The sequence below is a fragment of the Curtobacterium sp. MCSS17_008 genome (assembly GCF_003234185.1).
Classification (GTDB): domain Bacteria; phylum Actinomycetota; class Actinomycetes; order Actinomycetales; family Microbacteriaceae; genus Curtobacterium.
The window spans coordinates 160355-176725 of the sequence record NZ_QKSM01000001.1 but is presented as its reverse complement, the minus strand read 5'-3'; the positions used below and the strand labels follow the sequence as shown (position 1 = coordinate 176725).

The 16371-nt window shown below is 71.3% G+C and carries 13 protein-coding genes; 7 read left to right on the top strand and 6 right to left on the bottom strand.

Annotated features, from left to right (window positions below; genetic code table 11):
• Positions 1-93 precede the first annotated feature (93 nt).
• The 3 genes from DEJ23_RS00775 to DEJ23_RS00765 are packed head-to-tail and all read left to right on the top strand — an operon-like array spanning position 94 to position 2450.
• The gene (locus DEJ23_RS00775) at positions 94-963 is read left to right on the top strand and encodes a DUF6188 family protein (RefSeq protein ID WP_111238375.1); all 870 of its coding nucleotides are present in this window, start codon (positions 94-96) and stop codon (positions 961-963) included.
• On the top strand, positions 953-1738 hold the full coding sequence (locus tag DEJ23_RS00770; RefSeq protein ID WP_111238374.1) for a hypothetical protein: 786 nt from the start codon (positions 953-955) through the stop codon (positions 1736-1738). Before DEJ23_RS00775 ends, DEJ23_RS00770 begins: the two co-directional genes overlap by 11 nt.
• Positions 1739-1760: 22 nt before the next feature.
• Positions 1761-2450 (top strand): hypothetical protein, encoded by a 690-nt coding sequence (locus DEJ23_RS00765; RefSeq protein WP_146240161.1) that lies wholly within the window; start codon positions 1761-1763, stop codon positions 2448-2450.
• A 65-nt stretch (positions 2451-2515) separates the two neighbouring features.
• Here the strand turns inward: DEJ23_RS00765 and DEJ23_RS00760 are convergent, their stop codons facing one another.
• Positions 2516-3739, bottom strand: a complete 1224-nt coding sequence (locus DEJ23_RS00760; RefSeq protein ID WP_111238372.1) for a S9 family peptidase — start codon at positions 3737-3739, stop codon at positions 2516-2518.
• 23 nt (positions 3740-3762) lie between these two features.
• Here DEJ23_RS00760 and DEJ23_RS00755 point away from each other — a divergent pair, with 23 nt between their 5' ends.
• The 4 genes from DEJ23_RS00755 (at position 3763) to DEJ23_RS00740 (ending at position 9064) form a co-directional block, all read left to right on the top strand.
• Positions 3763-4344 (top strand): DUF3000 domain-containing protein, encoded by a 582-nt coding sequence (locus DEJ23_RS00755; RefSeq protein ID WP_111238371.1) that lies wholly within the window; start codon positions 3763-3765, stop codon positions 4342-4344.
• Positions 4341-5585: an HRDC domain-containing protein gene (locus DEJ23_RS00750; protein ID WP_111238370.1), complete on the top strand. Its 1245-nt coding sequence runs from the start codon at positions 4341-4343 to the stop codon at positions 5583-5585. The genes DEJ23_RS00755 and DEJ23_RS00750 overlap by 4 nt, the downstream gene beginning before the upstream one ends.
• A gap of 126 nt (positions 5586-5711) precedes the next feature.
• Positions 5712-6923, top strand: a complete 1212-nt coding sequence (locus tag DEJ23_RS00745; protein ID WP_111238369.1) for a thiolase family protein — start codon at positions 5712-5714, stop codon at positions 6921-6923.
• Positions 6924-6925: 2 nt separating this feature from the next.
• Positions 6926-9064: a 3-hydroxyacyl-CoA dehydrogenase NAD-binding domain-containing protein gene (locus DEJ23_RS00740; RefSeq protein WP_111238368.1), complete on the top strand. Its 2139-nt coding sequence runs from the start codon at positions 6926-6928 to the stop codon at positions 9062-9064.
• A 166-nt stretch (positions 9065-9230) separates the two neighbouring features.
• Here the strand turns inward: DEJ23_RS00740 and dxs are convergent, their stop codons facing one another.
• From dxs to dut, 5 genes are all read right to left on the bottom strand, one after another.
• Positions 9231-11171: a 1-deoxy-D-xylulose-5-phosphate synthase gene (gene dxs / locus DEJ23_RS00735; protein ID WP_111238367.1), complete on the bottom strand. Its 1941-nt coding sequence runs from the start codon at positions 11169-11171 to the stop codon at positions 9231-9233.
• A gap of 131 nt (positions 11172-11302) precedes the next feature.
• Positions 11303-14140 carry an aconitate hydratase gene (locus DEJ23_RS00730; RefSeq protein WP_111238366.1) on the bottom strand — a complete coding sequence of 946 codons (2838 nt, stop codon included), beginning with the start codon at positions 14138-14140 and terminating at the stop codon, positions 11303-11305.
• 129 nt (positions 14141-14269) lie between these two features.
• Complete coding sequence (locus DEJ23_RS00725) at positions 14270-15082, bottom strand: DUF3159 domain-containing protein (protein ID WP_111238365.1); 813 nt, start codon at positions 15080-15082, stop codon at positions 14270-14272.
• Positions 15083-15125: 43 nt separating this feature from the next.
• Positions 15126-15848: a DUF3710 domain-containing protein gene (locus DEJ23_RS00720; protein ID WP_111238364.1), complete on the bottom strand. Its 723-nt coding sequence runs from the start codon at positions 15846-15848 to the stop codon at positions 15126-15128.
• A complete protein-coding gene (gene dut / locus DEJ23_RS00715; protein WP_111238363.1) occupies positions 15845-16336 on the bottom strand; it encodes a dUTP diphosphatase in 492 nt (163 codons plus the stop codon). Before dut ends, DEJ23_RS00720 begins: the two co-directional genes overlap by 4 nt.
• Between the last annotated feature and the right edge of the window lie 35 nt (positions 16337-16371).

The following is a 16371-nucleotide window of genomic DNA, read 5'->3' as shown; positions in this document are numbered from 1 at the left end:
GAAATGAGCGCTCGTCCTACCGCGGAAGCAGTGAGCGCTCGTCCGTTCACGGAAGCAGGTCGAGACGTCGGGTCGCCGCGAGGAGCGCGCACGATGAACGAACTGGCCGTCGAGGACGTCCCCCTGCTCCTCGTCGGAGAGACGGTCGACGCCGTCTGGGTCGACTACGCGCTCCGGCTCCTGTTCTCGAACGGCGCGCGCGTCATCCTGGAGTGCCTGTTCTCCCTCGGACGGTCACCCGACACCGCCACGACGATCGACCCGGAGGGTGACAAGTCGGGACTGGTACCGGCTCTCCGTCTGCACACGCTCGAGGTCACTGCCGCTCGGGTGACGGGGTCGACCTTGACGATGACGTTCTCGGACGGGTCTCGGCTCGTCGCCGGACCGCACCCGGAGTTCGAGTCGTGGCACTACTTCGGACCGGAGACCCCTCCGACGATCATCGTCATGATGCCAGGCGGGGGCGCTGCAATCTGGCTCCACCACGAGGAGACGGAGCAGGACTTCGTGTCCTTCCGGACGCAGCCGTCGGACGAAGTGCTGTCACCAGCCTTCCGAGACGCGCCCTCGATCGGCAGTCGAGACGCCGACCTCGCGGCGGAACGGGTCCGGTCGCTCCTGCTCGCATTCCTCGACACGCTCCCCGGGCAGGGAACGGCGGAGCTCCGACAGCAGGCCGAGGCGGTGCGTGCCGTCCACGAGACAGCTCCGCGGAACTGGGACGTCGTGCTCGCGGCGACACCTCGAGCGGACTTCGCCGACGGTCCCTTCCCGGGGTCACTGGCCTACCGCACCGACGAGTCGCCACTTGCGGGCGAGATCCTCGTCCGGATGCTCGACGGCCGGATCGACTCCGTCGAGCTCCCGTGGTTCACGACGGAGATGCCGGCCGGACTCCCACGACCGGAGCAACTCATCCGCACCGCGATCGAAGGCGACGGAGGCCACGGTGTTCGGTAGACGGAAGAACGCCGAGCGGTCGGCGCAGCAGCTCCATCAGGCCGACAGCCGCGAGCAGCTGTTCGCGGAGCTCTCCGCCGAGACCCGCGCCGACCCCGAGGCGTTGTTCACGATCGAGGTCGTCGACCACGCGCAGCCAGGGCCGGCCCTCGACGAGCGCGCGCAGCGACTGCGCCGGACCGGGGTGGCACCGACACCGTTGGCAACGCCGGACCCGACCGTAGCCCCTGCATCCGCCGCGACCGCCGACGCGTTCCACCCGCTGAGCCGACCGCCGTTCTCGGCGGCAGCCGGTGACGTCTTCCTGATCCCGGACAGGACCGGTGACGCCCTGCTCGGGCACGTGATCGCCGAGGTCTTCGACGCCGTCTACGTCACCGTCTTCCGGCGCCCGGAGGACGTCCCGCCGCCGGCGGACCCGCTCGTGGTGCTCGCCACACAGCCCGTCGTCGCCGGACTCACCCTGCCCGCTCGGTTCCGGCCGGGCATGTGGGAGATCGTCGGCACGGCCACGCCCGACGCGGGGCGACTGCTCCCCGCGTACTCGTGGGGCACCGCCGCCGACGGTGTGCAGGTCACGGACTTCTCGGGCAGCAGGTCACGGCCCGCGAGTGTGATCGAGGCCGAGACCGTTCCGCGACAGGTGGTCGTGTCCCCGTTCTTCGTCGACATCGCCGTCCGGGCGGTGGCCGGCATGGTCGACTGGCACCCGGACTTCGAGCACCTCCGCTACCGGGCGTCACCGCGATCCGCTGATCTCTTCCCCGAGGCCTGACGTGACGTCCTCCGGCACGAGCGTGCCACTGCTCTGTCTGACCCTCCCCAGACACCCCGACGTCCCCGACCGTGCCCACGAGATCCTGGCCGCTGTCCCGCTCGACGCCGAGGTGCTCGCGTACGACGCCCCCGCCGCCGCGCTCGCCCGGGCGCTCCGCCGGAGCAGAAGTGCGGGGCAGCCCGGCTACGGTGCCCTCGTGGCGTCACTCGATGCGCTCGGGGACGAACCGGTCCTGGTCCGGCAGGTCGACCTCGGCGACGAGCTCCTCACGGTCCTGCTCCGGGCGTCGGACGGAACGTTCCTGTCCGCCGCGGTCGTCGACCGTGCCGCCGGGGTCGAGACCATCAGCGCCGCTGAACTCACGGTGCTGCTCGGCGCCTCCGCGGCACCCGGTGCGGACCGGGCGCTCGAACTCGTCCGACTCCTCGCGCCCGACGACCGCATCAGGCTCTTCGAGCAGGGCGCCCGATCGACCGCGCGGACGTTCGCGACCAAGTACGGCCTCGCGGCCGAACGCGGGTTCACGGTCCACGACCTCGGGTCCTTCGTGGACGCGGTGTCCGCCTTCGGCGCAGTCGACCTCCCCTTCTGCGCCCTCGACGGACCAGGGGTGGTCGCCACCGTCGCGTTCACACCGGACCGCACTGCGGTCCTCGCGACGACGAGCGCGAGACGGACCGCGGACGTCTCCGACGAAGGTCGGACCTGACCTGCGTCGGACGGGAGGCGCGGTGCCCGCTGGCATCGTGCCTCCAGTCCGTCTGCCAGTCGCGTCTACTGGGCGCTGGTCGCGTCCGTCGGCTGCACCACCTCGGTCAGCCACGCGAGGATCCGCGCGTCGAACCAGTCCGCGTCGTGGTTCCAGAGCTTGGTGTGCCGCGCGGTCGTCTGCACCTCGAGCCGGACGATGTCCGGCCGTACCCGCGCCAGCTCGTGCGACGCCGATGACGGCACGAACCCGTCGTCGTCGCTGTGCAGGATGAGGATCGGCACGTCGAGCTCGTCGGCCCGGGCGACCATGTCGAGCTCCCGCAGGTCCACCGGGTGGCGCAGCCCGGCGACGTGGTGCAGGACGGGCGTGCGGAGGATGCGCTGGGCGATCTTCCTGACCGGCCGCGGGAGCTTGAGGACCCGGCTCTGTGACTTGAGCACGGCGTGCCAGTCCACGACCGGGGACTCGAGCACGATCCCGTCGACGAGCCCGGCGAACCGCGATCGGACGAGCGTCTGCAGGACGACCGCGCCGCCCATCGACCAGCCCATGAGCACGACGCTCCGGGCGTGCTGCGTGGTGAGCCAGCGGAGGACGCCGTCGACGTCCTCCCACTCGGTGCTGCCGAGGCCGTACCGACCGTCCTCGCTGCGCGGGGCGACACCGTCGTTCCGCCACGAGGCGAGGACCACGGAGTAGCCCGCGGCGCGGAAGACCGGGACGGCGCGGATCGTCTCGGCGCGCGTGACCCCGCGGCCGTGGACGAGCACGGCCCAGGGCGCGTCCGGGGCGTCGGCGCGCACGACCCAGGCCGGAGACGGGCCGTTCGGGGTCGGGATGTCGACGTCCTCGACGGGCACGTCGAGTTCGCCGGGGTTCAGGTAGAACCAGCCACCCCATCGCCCGCGCCGGGCGGCGGTGGGGTCGCCGGCGTCGATCGCGATGATCCGCCGGGTGACGGTGGTGTCGGTGGTGCCGAGCACCTCGCCGACCCGCATGTGCCCGGTGCCCGCTCCGAACCACAGGCTGTACCGGCCCTGGAGCTCGGTGTCGGCCGTCCGCTCGAGCGTCACGGTCATCCGCCCGGTGTCGACCGCGTGGATCGGGACGCGCTCGGTGCGCTTCCGGTCGGGTGTGACGACGGCCCGGGCGACCGCGGCGACGAAGCCGCCGACCACGGCGGTGGCGACGGCGGCCGCGGCGACACCCGCCCCGAGAGCGACGAACCCGACCGACCGAGCGGCCTCCTGGGCGACGTCCTCGGCGGGTCGCGCGGATCGGGACATGGTGCGGAGCCTAGTCTGCATGCGTGTCCGAATCCCGAGAGCCCGAGGCCTTCGAGCGCCTCCGTGCGTTCGTCGCGTCGGGCGGGACCCGCACCGAGACGACCGTCACCGAGATCCCCTCGCCCTCGCGGATCGCGCCCCACTCGATCGCGCTGGCCGCAGACGTCTCCGGCGCCGTGCACGGCATCGACTCCGACCTCGGGACCGGTCGGTTCATCGCCCTGTACGACCCCGCAGAACCCGAGGGGTGGGGCGGCGCGTTCCGCGTCGTGACCTTCGCCCAGGCGCCGCTCGAACCCGAGATCGGCGTCGACGAGTTCGTCGCGGACGTCACGTGGAGCTGGCTGGTGGACGCACTCGCCGCCCACGGAGCGACCTACGACCGAGCGTCGGGCACCGCGACCAAGATCATCTCGCGCGGCTACGGCGACCTCGCGGCCCAGGGCGACGGCGCGCAGCTCGAGCTCCGGGCGTCGTGGACCCCCCGCGACGAGGACCTGACCGCGCACGTCGAGGCCTGGGAGGAGATCGTCGCGATGCTCGCGGGACTCCCCCCGGCCTCCGACGGCGTGACCCTGCTGGCCCCGAGGAGGACCACGAAGTGACCGACCCCGCCGGCCCGGCCGACCCCGCCTTCGAGGACGCGCACGCCGCCGTCCACGTGATCGAGGACCGCGACGAGTACCTGCAGGCCGTCGCCGCGATCGCCGCCGGACACGGACCGGTCGCGGTCGACGCCGAACGCGCGAGCGGCTACCGGTACTCGCAGCGGGCCTACCTGATCCAGGTCTTCCGTCGCGGTGCCGGAGCCTTCCTGTTCGACCCGATCGCGATCGGCGACTTCACCGCGCTGCAGCAGGCGATCGTCGACGAGGAGTGGCTGTTCCACGCCGCGTCGCAGGACCTGCCGTGCCTGCAGGAGGTCGGTCTCGTCCCGACCCGGATCTTCGACACCGAGCTCGGCGCCCGCATCGCGGGGTTCCCCCGCGTCGGCCTCGGCGCGGTCGTCGAGCAGCTGCTCGGCATCACGCTCGCGAAGGCACACTCCGCCGCCGACTGGTCGACGCGTCCGCTGCCCCAGGCATGGCTCGTGTACGCGGCGCTCGACGTCGAACTCCTGCCGGACCTGCGCGACGCCCTGGCCGCCGTGCTCGACGCCGCAGGCAAGTCCCGGATCGCCGCCGAGGAGTTCGCCGCCGTCCTGACGCGGGCACCGAAACCGCCCAAGGCCGAGCCGTGGCGCCGCCTGTCCGGCATGCACGCGCTCCGCGGCGCCCGCGCACTGGCGATCGCACGGTCGCTCTGGCTCGCCCGCGACGCCTACGCCCGCGAGGTCGACACCGCACCCGGCCGCGTCATCCCGGACTCCGCGATCGTCGCCGCAGCGGCCGCCAACCCGACGTCGAAGGCCGAGCTGAGCGCGGTCAAGGCGTTCACCGGGCGGGCCAGCCGGTCCGAACTCGACCGGTGGTGGGCCGCCGTCGAGGAAGGCCGCACGACCGAGGACCTGCCGAGACTCCGCGGCACCGGCGAGGCCACGCTGCCGCCGCCCCGCGCCTGGGCGGACCGGAACCCGGAGGCCGACCGGCGCTACAAGGCCGCTCGGGCCGCCGTGGTCACCCGCGCCGAGGAGCTCGACCTGCCCGTCGAGAACCTGCTCACGCCGGACACCCTGCGGGTCGTCTCCTGGGAGCCGCCGACGCCGATCGCGACCGAGACCGTCGGTGCGGCGCTCGCCTCGCACGACGCCCGCCCGTGGCAGGTCGAGGAGACTGCGTCGATCATCGCGCACGCCTTTGTCGAGGCCGCACAGCAGCCTGCTGCCGAGAGCAACACCGGCTCGTAGGAACACCCCAACCGGCATGCGTCCGCCCAGGCTGCGGGCATAGCGTCGGTACCGTCGCCGGGCTCGGCCCGGCCGGTCGGGGCGGAACGTGCCCCGGCTCGATCGAAGAGGATCTGGAGGCCCGGATTGCCCAAGGCATCAGACGTCGTGTTCGTGGACGGGGTGCGCACCCCGTTCGGACGAGCCGGTGAGAAGGGGGTGTTCTGGAAGACCCGTGCGGACGACCTCGCGGTCCACGCCATGCGCGGCCTGCTCGACCGGAACAGCCAGCTCGACGGCGCGGCGGTCGACGACGTCGCCGTGGCCGCCACCACCCAGCAGGGCGACCAGGGCCTGACCCTCGGCCGCACGGTCGGCATGCTCGCCGGCCTGCCGAAGTCGGTCCCCGGCTACGCCATCGACCGCATGTGCGCCGGCGCGATGACGAGCGTCACGACCCTCGCAGGCGCCATCGCCTTCGGCGCCGCTGACGTCGCGATCGCCGGTGGTGTCGAGCACATGGGGCGCCACCCGATGGGCTTCAACGCCGACCCGAACCCGCGGTTCATCGCCGAGCGCATGGTCTCGAGCGACGCACTCGTCATGGGCAGCACGGCCGAGCGCCTGCACGACCGCTTCCCGGCGATCACGAAGGACCGCACCGACGCCTTCGCCGTCCAGTCGCAGCAGCGCTACGCCGCCGCGTGGGCGGCAGGCAAGCTGCAGCCAGACGTCATCCCCGTCGAGGTGAACACCGGGGAGGGCTGGGACATCGTCACGAAGGACGAGCCGCCGCGTCCGGGCACCACCCTGGAGGCGCTGGCCGCGTTGAAGACGCCGTTCCGGCCCCACGGCCGGGTCACCGCCGGCAACGCCGCCGGCCTGAACGACGGCGCGACGATGAGCCTCATCGCGTCCGAGGAGGGCGCGAAGCAGCACGGGCTGACGACGAAGATGCGCATGGTCTCGTTCGCCTTCGCGGGCGTCGAGCCCGAGGTGATGGGGGTCGGCCCCGTCCCGGCCACCGACAAGGCCCTCCGCAAGGCGGGGCTGTCGATCGACGACATCGGCCTGTTCGAGATCAACGAGGCGTTCGCCGTGCAGGTGCTCGCGTTCCTCGACAACTACGGCATCGCGCAGGACTCCCCGAACGTCAACGCCTGGGGTGGCGCGATCGCCGTCGGGCACCCCCTCGCGTCGAGCGGTGTCCGACTGATGAACCAGCTCGCGACGCAGTTCGCCGAGCGCCCGGACGTCCGGTACGGAATCACCACGATGTGCATCGGCCTCGGCCAGGGTGGCACCGTCATCTGGGAGAACCCGAACTTCAGCAAGAGCGCGGCACGGAAGGCGGCCTGACGATGACCACCACCCCGATCGACCAGCTGACGGAGCTCAGCGCCGACGAGGTCGTCACCCACTCGTACGTCAAGCACGTCGGGCTGCCGTCCGGTGGCACGCTCGCACTCGTCACGCTCGACAACGGCAAGGACTACAAGCGCCCGTCGACCCTCGGCCCGCGCAGCATGCGCGAGCTGTCCGACGTGCTCGACACCCTGCGTGCCGAGGCCGCCGCCGGCAGCATCCAGGCCGTGGCGATCACCGGCAAGGAGTACTGCTTCGCCGCCGGGGCGGACCTGTCGCAGGCGGCGGCGCTCCCCTCGCGCGAGGTCGCCCACGAGCTCGGCGTGCTCGGTCACGCGACGCTCCGCAAACTGTCCGACCTCGGCGTGCCGTCGTTCGCCTTCGTGAACGGCATCGCGCTCGGCGGCGGACTCGAGATCGCACTGCACTGCACCTACCGCGTCTTCTCGTCGGCAGCGCAGGGCATCGGGCTGCCCGAGGTCTTCCTCGGCATCATCCCCGGCTGGGGTGGTGCCACGCTGCTCCCCCGCCTGATCGGCCCGGAGAAGGCGCTCCGCGTCATCGTGGAGAACCCGCTCAAGAACAACCGGCTCATGGACGGGAAGGCCGCCGTCGAACTCGGCATCGGCGACGCGCTCATCCCGTCGGTGACGTTCCTGCCCTCTGCCGTCGCCTGGGCCGACGGCGTCGTCGCCGGCCGCACCAAGGTCCTCCGCAAGAACGAGCCGGGCATGCTCGAGAAGGCCGCGTGGGGCACGGTCGTCAAGGTGGCCCGTCAGCAGGTCGCGTCGAAGATCGGCACCGTCCCGAAGTCGCCCTTCCGGGCACTCGACCTGGTGGCCGCCGCGAAGTCGGGTTCGCTCGACGAGCGCTTCGCCGGCGAGGACGACGCCCTGGCCGACCTGCTCGCGGGCGACCAGTTCGCGGCGTCGATGTACGCGTTCGACCTGGTGCAGAAGCGCGCCAAGAAGCCCGTCGGTGCTCCCGAGGGCGTCGAGGCGAGGAAGATCACGAAGGTCGGCGTCCTCGGCGCCGGGCTCATGGCGTCGCAGTTCGCGCTGCTGTTCGCGCGACGCCTCGGCGTGCCGGTCGTGATCACCGACGTCGACCAGGCCCGGGTGGACGCCGGCGTCGCGCGCATCGCCGGCGAGGTCGAGAAGCTCCGCGAGAAGGGCCGGCTCTCCCCCGACGACGCCAACCGCATCACGGCGCTCGTCAGCGGATCCGTCTCCTACGACGCGTTCGCGGACGCCGACTGGGTGATCGAGGCCGTGTTCGAGGAGATGAGCGTCAAGCAGGACGTCCTCCGCAAGATCGAGCAGGTCATCGCCCCGGACGCGATCCTCGCGACGAACACGTCGTCGCTCTCCGTGACCGAGATGGGTTCCGTGCTGTCCGACCCGTCGCGCCTCGTCGGGTTCCACTTCTTCAACCCGGTCGCGGTGATGCCGCTGCTCGAGGTGGTCCGCACCGAGCAGACCTCGGACGAGACGGTCGCGACCGCCCTCGCCGTCGCGAAGACGCTGAAGAAGACCGCGATCGTCACCGCCGACCAGCCGGGCTTCGTCGTCAACCGCGTGCTCGCGCGGGTGCTCGGCGAGGCGATGCGCGGTGTCGAGCAGGGCACCTCGTTCGAGACGGTCGCCGAGGGCGCGGCACCGCTCGGCCTGCCGATGTCCCCGTTCGAGCTGCTCGAGCTCGTCGGTCTGCCGGTCGGTGCCCACGTCCTCGATTCGCACCACGCTGCGTGGCCGGAGCGCTTCTACCCCGGCGACGGGCTGAAGCGCCTCGCGGAGCACGGGAAGATCCTGACCCGCGACAAGAAGGGCAACGCGACCGGCTACGACCCGGCCGCCGTGAAGCTCGTCGCGCCGTCGAAGAAGGACGCCGCACCGGTGGACGCGGCGACGATGCAGCAGCGGTTCGAGGACGCACTGGCCGACGAGGTGCACCGGATGCTCGAGGACCGCGTGGTCGAGCACGTCGAGGAGATCGATCTCGGTCTGATCCTCGGCGCGGGGTACCCGTTCCAGGCCGGCGGCATCAGCCCGTACCTCGACCGCAGCGGCGCGTCCGAGCGCGTCTTCGGCCGCACCTTCCACGAGCCGAGGATCGTCGGCCCCGCCTCGCGCTAGGCGCGGCGATGCCGCCAGCGGCATCGCGCCCCGTAGCGAACAACGCACCCTGGTGTACCGGGGTGCGTTGTTCGCTACGGGGCGCGTCCCTCCGGGCCGCGGACGCGGCGGCGCGACCGCCCGCCGCGCACAGCAGGGGCGTGGAGCACCGGCCGCAGCACCAGCGTCAGCGGTCCACCGACTCCGACTCGCGGGCGCGGGCGGGCTTCGCCTGCGGCAGCTTCGTGCCGACGACCTGGTCGATGACGTCGCGCGCGATCGCTTGCGCCGTGAGCCCGACGTCGTCCAGGATCTCGGAGCGCGACGCGTGGTCGATGAACTGGTCGGGCAGCCCGAGCTCGTTCACGCCGGTGTCGACGCCCGCGGCGCGGAGGTCCTGCCGCAGCCGCGTCCCGACCCCGCCGACGCGCACGCCGTCCTCGATCGTGATGACGAGCCGGTGGTCGCGTGACAGGTCGATGAGCGAGGCCGGGATCGGGACGACCCACCGCGGGTCGACGACCGTGACGCCGATCCCCTGCGCCTCGAGCAGCGACGCCGCCTCCAGGGCGACCGGCACCATCGACCCGACGGCCACGAACAGGACGTCGGGCTCCTGGTCGGACGACGGGGAACGGAGGACGTCCACCCCGTCGACCAGTCGCCGCTCCGCCGCGATGTCCGGGCCCACCGACCCCTTCGACCACCGCAGCACGGTCGGCGCGTCGTCGACTGCCACGGCCTCGCGGAACTCCTCGCGCAGTGTGGACGCATCCCGCGGCGCGGCGATCCGGATGCCCGGCACGACCTGCAGCAGCGCGAGGTCCCACATGCCGTGGTGCGAGGGACCGTCGGGCCCGGTGATGCCCGCTCGGTCGAGGACGAACGTCACGCCCGCCCGGTGCAGCGCCACGTCCATGAGCACCTGGTCGAACGCGCGGTTGAGGAACGTGGCGTACAGGGCGACCACCGGGTGCAGCCCGCCGTACGCGAGCCCCGCTGCGGTCGTCACGGCGTGCTGCTCGGCGATCCCGACGTCGATCACCCGCTCGGGGTGCTGCTCCTGGAACAGGTGCAGCCCCGTCGGACGGAGCATCGCCGCCGTGATCGCCACGATCCGCTCGTCCTCGGAGCCCACCGACGCGAGCTCCGAGGCGAACACCGACGTCCACGACGGCCCCGCCGACACGTCGAGCGACTCCCCGGTCTCGGGGTCGATGTGCCCGACGGCGTGGAACTGGTCCGCCTGGTCCCGGAGCGCCGGCTCGAACCCGTGACCCTTCTCGGTGATCGCGTGCACGATCGTCGGAGCGCCGTAGGCCTTCGCCTGACGGAGCGCCGCCTCCATCGCCCGCTGGTCGTGCCCGTTGACCGGTCCGATGTACTTGATGTCGAGGTTCGAGTACAGCGCCTCGTTGTTCGTGAAGCGCGACAGGAACCCGTGCAACCCGCCCCGCACCCCGCGGTAGAAGGCGCGCCCCGGCGCTCCGAACCGCGACGCCACGGCCTGCGACTTCTCGAACAACGCACGGTACTCACGACGGGTCCGGACCGAGCTGAGGAAGCGTGCCATGCCCCCGATCGTCGGCGCGTACGAGCGACCGTTGTCGTTGACGACGATCACGAGCCGGCGGTCGTTGGTGTCCGAGATGTTGTTGAGCGCCTCCCACGTCATACCGCCGGTAAGGGCGCCGTCGCCCACCACGGCGACGACCGTGCGGTCGTCCTGCCCCGTCCGACGGAAGGCGCGGGAGATCCCGTCCGCCCAGGACAGCGACGAGGATGCGTGCGAGGACTCGACGATGTCGTGCTCCGACTCGCTCCGTTGCGGGTAGCCGGCGAGGCCCCCGCGCTCGCGCAGTCGCGAGAAGTCCTGCCGCCCCGTGACGAGCTTGTGCACGTAGGACTGGTGCCCCGTGTCGAACACGAACGGGTCGTGCGGGGAGTCGAAGACCCGGTGCATGGCGAGCGTCAGCTCGACGACACCGAGGTTGGGGCCCAGGTGCCCACCGGTCTTCGCGACCTCGGCGACCAGGAACCGACGGATCTCGGCGGCGAGGTCCGTCATCTGCGCGTCCGACAGACGCCTGAGGTCGCGCGGCGACGTGATGCTGCTGAGCAGGCTCACGGGCGCTCCTTTCGTGGGGCAGGCCCCCACACTATCCGCGCGACCGGACGACGGACTGGAGGCCCGTGGCGGTGTCGCCACGGGCCTCCAGTCCGTCAGGCGGTCGCGTCAGCGACCCGTGTCCACGTCGATCAGACGAGCGAACGGAGCACGTACTGCAGGATGCCGCCGTTGCGGTAGTAGTCGGCCTCCCCGGGGGTGTCGATGCGGACGACCGCGTCGAACTCGACCGTCTGCTTGCCCGCCGGCGAGTGCTCGCTCGGCTCGGCCGTGACGTGCACGGTCCTCGGCGTGCGGCCCTCGTTGAGCTCGGTCAGGCCGGAGATCGAGACGACCTCGGTACCGTCGAGCCCGAGCGACTCGACCGTCTCGCCCGCCGGGAACTGCAGGGGGACGACGCCCATGCCGATGAGGTTCGAGCGGTGGATGCGCTCGAAGCTCTCGGTGATGACCGCCTTGACGCCGAGCAGGTTCGTGCCCTTCGCCGCCCAGTCACGCGACGATCCGGAGCCGTACTCCTTGCCGCCGAAGATGACGAGCGGGATGCCCTGCTCCTGGTAGTGCTGCGACGCGTCGTAGATGAACGACTGCTCGCCGTCGGGCGTCGTGAAGTCACGGGTGTACCCGCCCTCGACGCCGTCGAGGAGCTGGTTGCGCAGGCGGATGTTCGCGAACGTGCCGCGGATCATGACCTCGTGGTTGCCGCGACGCGAGCCGTAGGAGTTGAAGTCCTTGCGGTCCACGCCGTGCTCGGCCAGGTAGCGGCCCGCGGGGCTGTCCGCCTTGATCGAACCGGCCGGCGAGATGTGGTCGGTGGTGACCGAGTCGCCGAGCTTCGCGAGGACACGAGCACCGGAGATGTCCGACACGGCGTCCGGCTGCATGGTCATGCCCTCGAAGTACGGGGGCTTCCGGACGTACGTCGACTCCTGGTCCCACTCGAAGGTGTCGCCCGTCGGGGTCGGCAGGTTCTTCCAGCGGTCGTCGCCCTCGAAAACGGAGCCGTACTCGTGGGTGAACATCTCGGTGTCGATCGACGAGTCGATGACGTCCTGCACCTCGGCTGCGTCGGGCCAGATGTCCTGCAGGAAGACGTCGTTCCCGTCCTGGTCCGTGCCCAGGGCGTCGGAGTCGAAGTCGAAGTGCATCGAGCCGGCGAGGGCGTACGCGATGACCAGCGGCGGGGACGCCAGGTAGTTCATCTTCACGTCGGGGTTGATGCGACCCTCGAAGTTGCGGTTGCCCGAGAGCACCGCGGTCACGGCGAGGTCGTTGTCCTGCACGGCCTGCGAGATCTCCTCGGGGAGCGGACCCGAGTTGCCGATGCAGGTGGTGCAGCCGTAGCCGACCGTGTAGAAGCCGAGGTCCTCGAGGTAGCTGGTCAGCCCGGCCTTCTCGTAGTAGTCGGTGACGACCTTCGAGCCCGGCGCGAGGGTGGTCTTGACCCACGGCTTGGCCTTGAGGCCCTTCTTCGCGGCGTTCCGCGCGAGGATGCCGGCGGCCATCATGACCGAGGGGTTCGACGTGTTCGTGCACGAGGTGATCGCGGCGATCGCGACGGCGCCGTGGTCGATGGTGAAGGTGTCGCCGTCGGCCACCGACACCGAGGTGGGCTTCGAGACCGTGCCGGGTGCGCTGGACGCGTGCACGGGGACCTCGGATCGCGGGGCGTCCTGCAGGTCGTCGACGGCGTGCTCGTCACCGGGTGCCGCGGCGACCGGGTCGGACGCGGGGAAGGTGTCCGCGACGGCCTTGTCCTCTTCCGAGTGGTCGATGCTCGCGTAGTTGGCGAGGTCCACCTCGAACTGGTCCTTGGCCTTGGACAGCTCGATGCGGTCCTGGGGACGCTTCGGGCCGGAGATCGACGGCACGACCGTGGACAGGTCGAGCTCCATGTACTCCGAGTAGGCGGGCTCCACCGACGGGTCGTGCCAGAGACCCTGGGCCTTCGAGTAGGCCTCGACCAGGGCGATCTGGTCCTCGGAACGACCGGTCAGGCGGAGGTAGTCGAGCGTGACGGCGTCGACCGGGAAGATCGCGGCCGTCGAACCGAACTCCGGCGACATGTTGCCGATCGTCGCGCGGTTCGCGAGCGGGACCTCGGAGACACCCTCGCCGTAGAACTCGACGAACTTGCCGACCACACCGTGCTTGCGGAGCTCCTGGGTGATGGTCAGGACGACGTCGGTGGCGGTGACGCCTGCCGGGATCGAACCGGACAGCTTGAACCCGACGACCTTCGGGATGAGCATCGACACCGGCTGGCCGAGCATCGCTGCCTCGGCCTCGATGCCGCCGACGCCCCATCCGAGCACGCCGAGACCGTTGACCATCGTCGTGTGCGAGTCGGTGCCGACCAGGGTGTCCGGGTACGCGTAGAGCTCGCCGTCGAACTCGCGCGTGTACGTGACCTTCGCCAGGTACTCGATGTTCACCTGGTGGACGATGCCGGTGCCCGGCGGGACGACCTTGAAGTCCTCGAACGCGGTCTGCCCCCACCGGAGGAACTGGTAACGCTCACCGTTGCGCTCGTACTCGAGGTCGGTGTTGCGCTGCAGCGCGTCCTCGCGGCCGAAGAGGTCGGCCACGACGGAGTGGTCGATGACCATCTCGGCCGGCGACAGCGGGTTGATCTTGTTCGGGTCGCCGCCGATCTGCGCCATCGCCTCGCGCATGGTGGCGAGGTCGACGATGCACGGCACGCCCGTGAAGTCCTGCATGACGACGCGAGCCGGCGAGAACTGGATCTCGGTGTCCGGCTCGGCCTCGGGCTTCCAGGAGCCCAGCGCACGGATCTGCTCCTCGGTGACGTTCGCACCGTCCTCGGTGCGGAGGAGGTTCTCGAGCAGCACCTTCAGGCTGTAGGGGAGCTTCTCGTGCCCGGGCACCGTGTCGATCCGGTGGAACGCGTAGTCGACACCCCCAACCGAGAGCGTGTCCTTCGAGCCGAAGCTGTTGACTGCAGCCACTGTGCCGCCTCCTGAGTTGATCGGTGTGCCCTCATCCTCGCGGGCCGTGGACCGTCCCACCAGCAAGGCAAACCTAAACCCGGAACGTCGGGGACGCGTCCGGGAAACTGTCTCGATGTCGAGACAACCCTACACCGCGGCGCCGTCCTCCCGGCGCACGAACACCGTGCGCACGAGCAGCCACGTGACCCAGAGCACGGCGGCGTAGAGCGGCACGCCGAGCACGAGCTTCACGGCGGCGAGCAGCTCGATCTGCGCGGTCAGGTACAGCGGGACCTCGACGGCCAGGCGGAGTGCGAAGAGCCCGACCCAGACCCACGTCGCGACCGTGAGCACGCGGCGCTTCGCCGGGTCGGCGCGCCAGTCGACGTGCGAGCCGTCGTCGTCCGGCGGGAGCAGGAAGCCCACGACGACACCGATGAGCGGCCAGCGGACCGCCAGGGTCACCAGGAGGCCGACGAGCCAGACGGAGTTGATGACGATGCCCGGGATGAAGTTCGTCTCGGCCCGACCGGTGAGCAGGGCGAGGGCGGCGGAGACGACGACCCCGGCGATGCCCGCGAAGGACATCGTGAGGGACTGCCGCTGCAGCAGGCGCAGCACGACGAACACCAGGCCGACGACGACCGGGATCACGACGCTCGGCACGAGCTCCTTCGTGATCGCGTAGACGACCAGGAAGGCGAACCCGGGCAGGACCGACTCGGACAGGCCACGGACCCCGCCCACCGCGCCGAGCAGGGCACGACCCGACGGCGTCTCCCCCGGCGCGACCCGGGCGATGCCGGCGTTCTGCACGGCGGCGCGGAACTGCGCGGAGAACGACGGAGCGGGGTCGTCCGGGCCCGCGGCCGCCGACGGACGCGAGGGCGTCCCGCCGGACTGCGCCGCGGTCTCCCCGTGCGGGTCCGCGGGACGCGGGGTGTCGTCGTGGTCCGGCACCGTGCCTCCAGGCCGTGTCGAGTGGGTGGTCGTCGGGCCTGTGTCAGACGGCGGACTGCGTCGACTTCGGCATGTGCAGCGGGATGAGGTCGCGCGGCGGCATCGGCGTGTTGCCGCGCACGACCACCACGCTGCGGAACAGCTCCTCGATCTCGGCGGCGTCGTCCGGGCGCTCGGCGGCCTTGCCGGCGATCACGCCGCGCAGGAACCAGCGCGGTCCGTCCACGCCGATGAAGCGCGCGGCGCGGGCGCCGTCGGTCGAACCGGAGCCGTCGGTGACGACCGGGACCAGCGCGCGGAGCTCGGGGCCGAAGGGCCCGTCGACCTCGTCCACCCGACCGCCCTGGCGCTCGATCTGGTCCGCGATCTGCGCACGGATCTCGTGCCAGAGGCCGGTCGAACGCGGTGCCGCGAACGGCTGGACCTGCAGCGTCGACTCGTCGTAGTCGAGCCCGACGGCGACGACGCGCTGCGAGCCCTCCTCGACCTCGAGGCGCAGGTGCAGGCCCTCACGGGGCAGGACCTTCACGCCGCCCAGGTCGACGTACGGCCGGACGAGGTTCGCCTCGGTCTCGTCGTGCGGGCCGTTGTCGGCGCGGTCGGCCGGTGCCGACTTGTCCGTGGGTGCGACCGCGTCCACCTCGTCGAGGTCGGCGTCGGCGTCGGTCGCGATGTCGACCTCCGGCGTCGTCTCCGCGACGACGGCGTCGTCGGCGACGGCGGCCGCCACCTCGACCTCGTCACGCTTGCGTCGACCGAACTTCATGCGTTCCGTCCTTCCTGGAAGTCGTCGGCAGCGCCGTACAGGGCGCTGCCCCGGTCACCGTAGCCCGAGGAGCCGAACCCGCCCTCACCGCGGACGCTCTCCGGCAGTGCGTCGACGCGGGTGTACGACACGCGCGGCACGGGCATGACGACCACCTGCGCGATGCGGTCGCCCACGTGGACCTCGTACGGCTCGGACGCGTCCGTGTTGAGCAGGGCGACCTTCACCTCGCCGCGGTAGCCCGAGTCGACGGTGCCGGGCGCGTTCACGATGGTGATGCCGTGCTTCGCCGCGAGACCGCTCCGCGGCACGACGAACGCCACGTGCCCCTCGGGGAGGGCGATCCGCAGGCCGGTGCCCACGAGGCGGCGTTCCCCGGGCTGCAGCACGAACGCCTCCGTCGAGACGAGGTCGGCACCGGCATCGCCGGGGTGGGCGTGGACGGGAGCGTTCTCCCCGGTCCAGAGCACGTCGACTGGTTCGGTCACGAGACGAGGGTAGTGCACGACCGTGACCGTTCCGT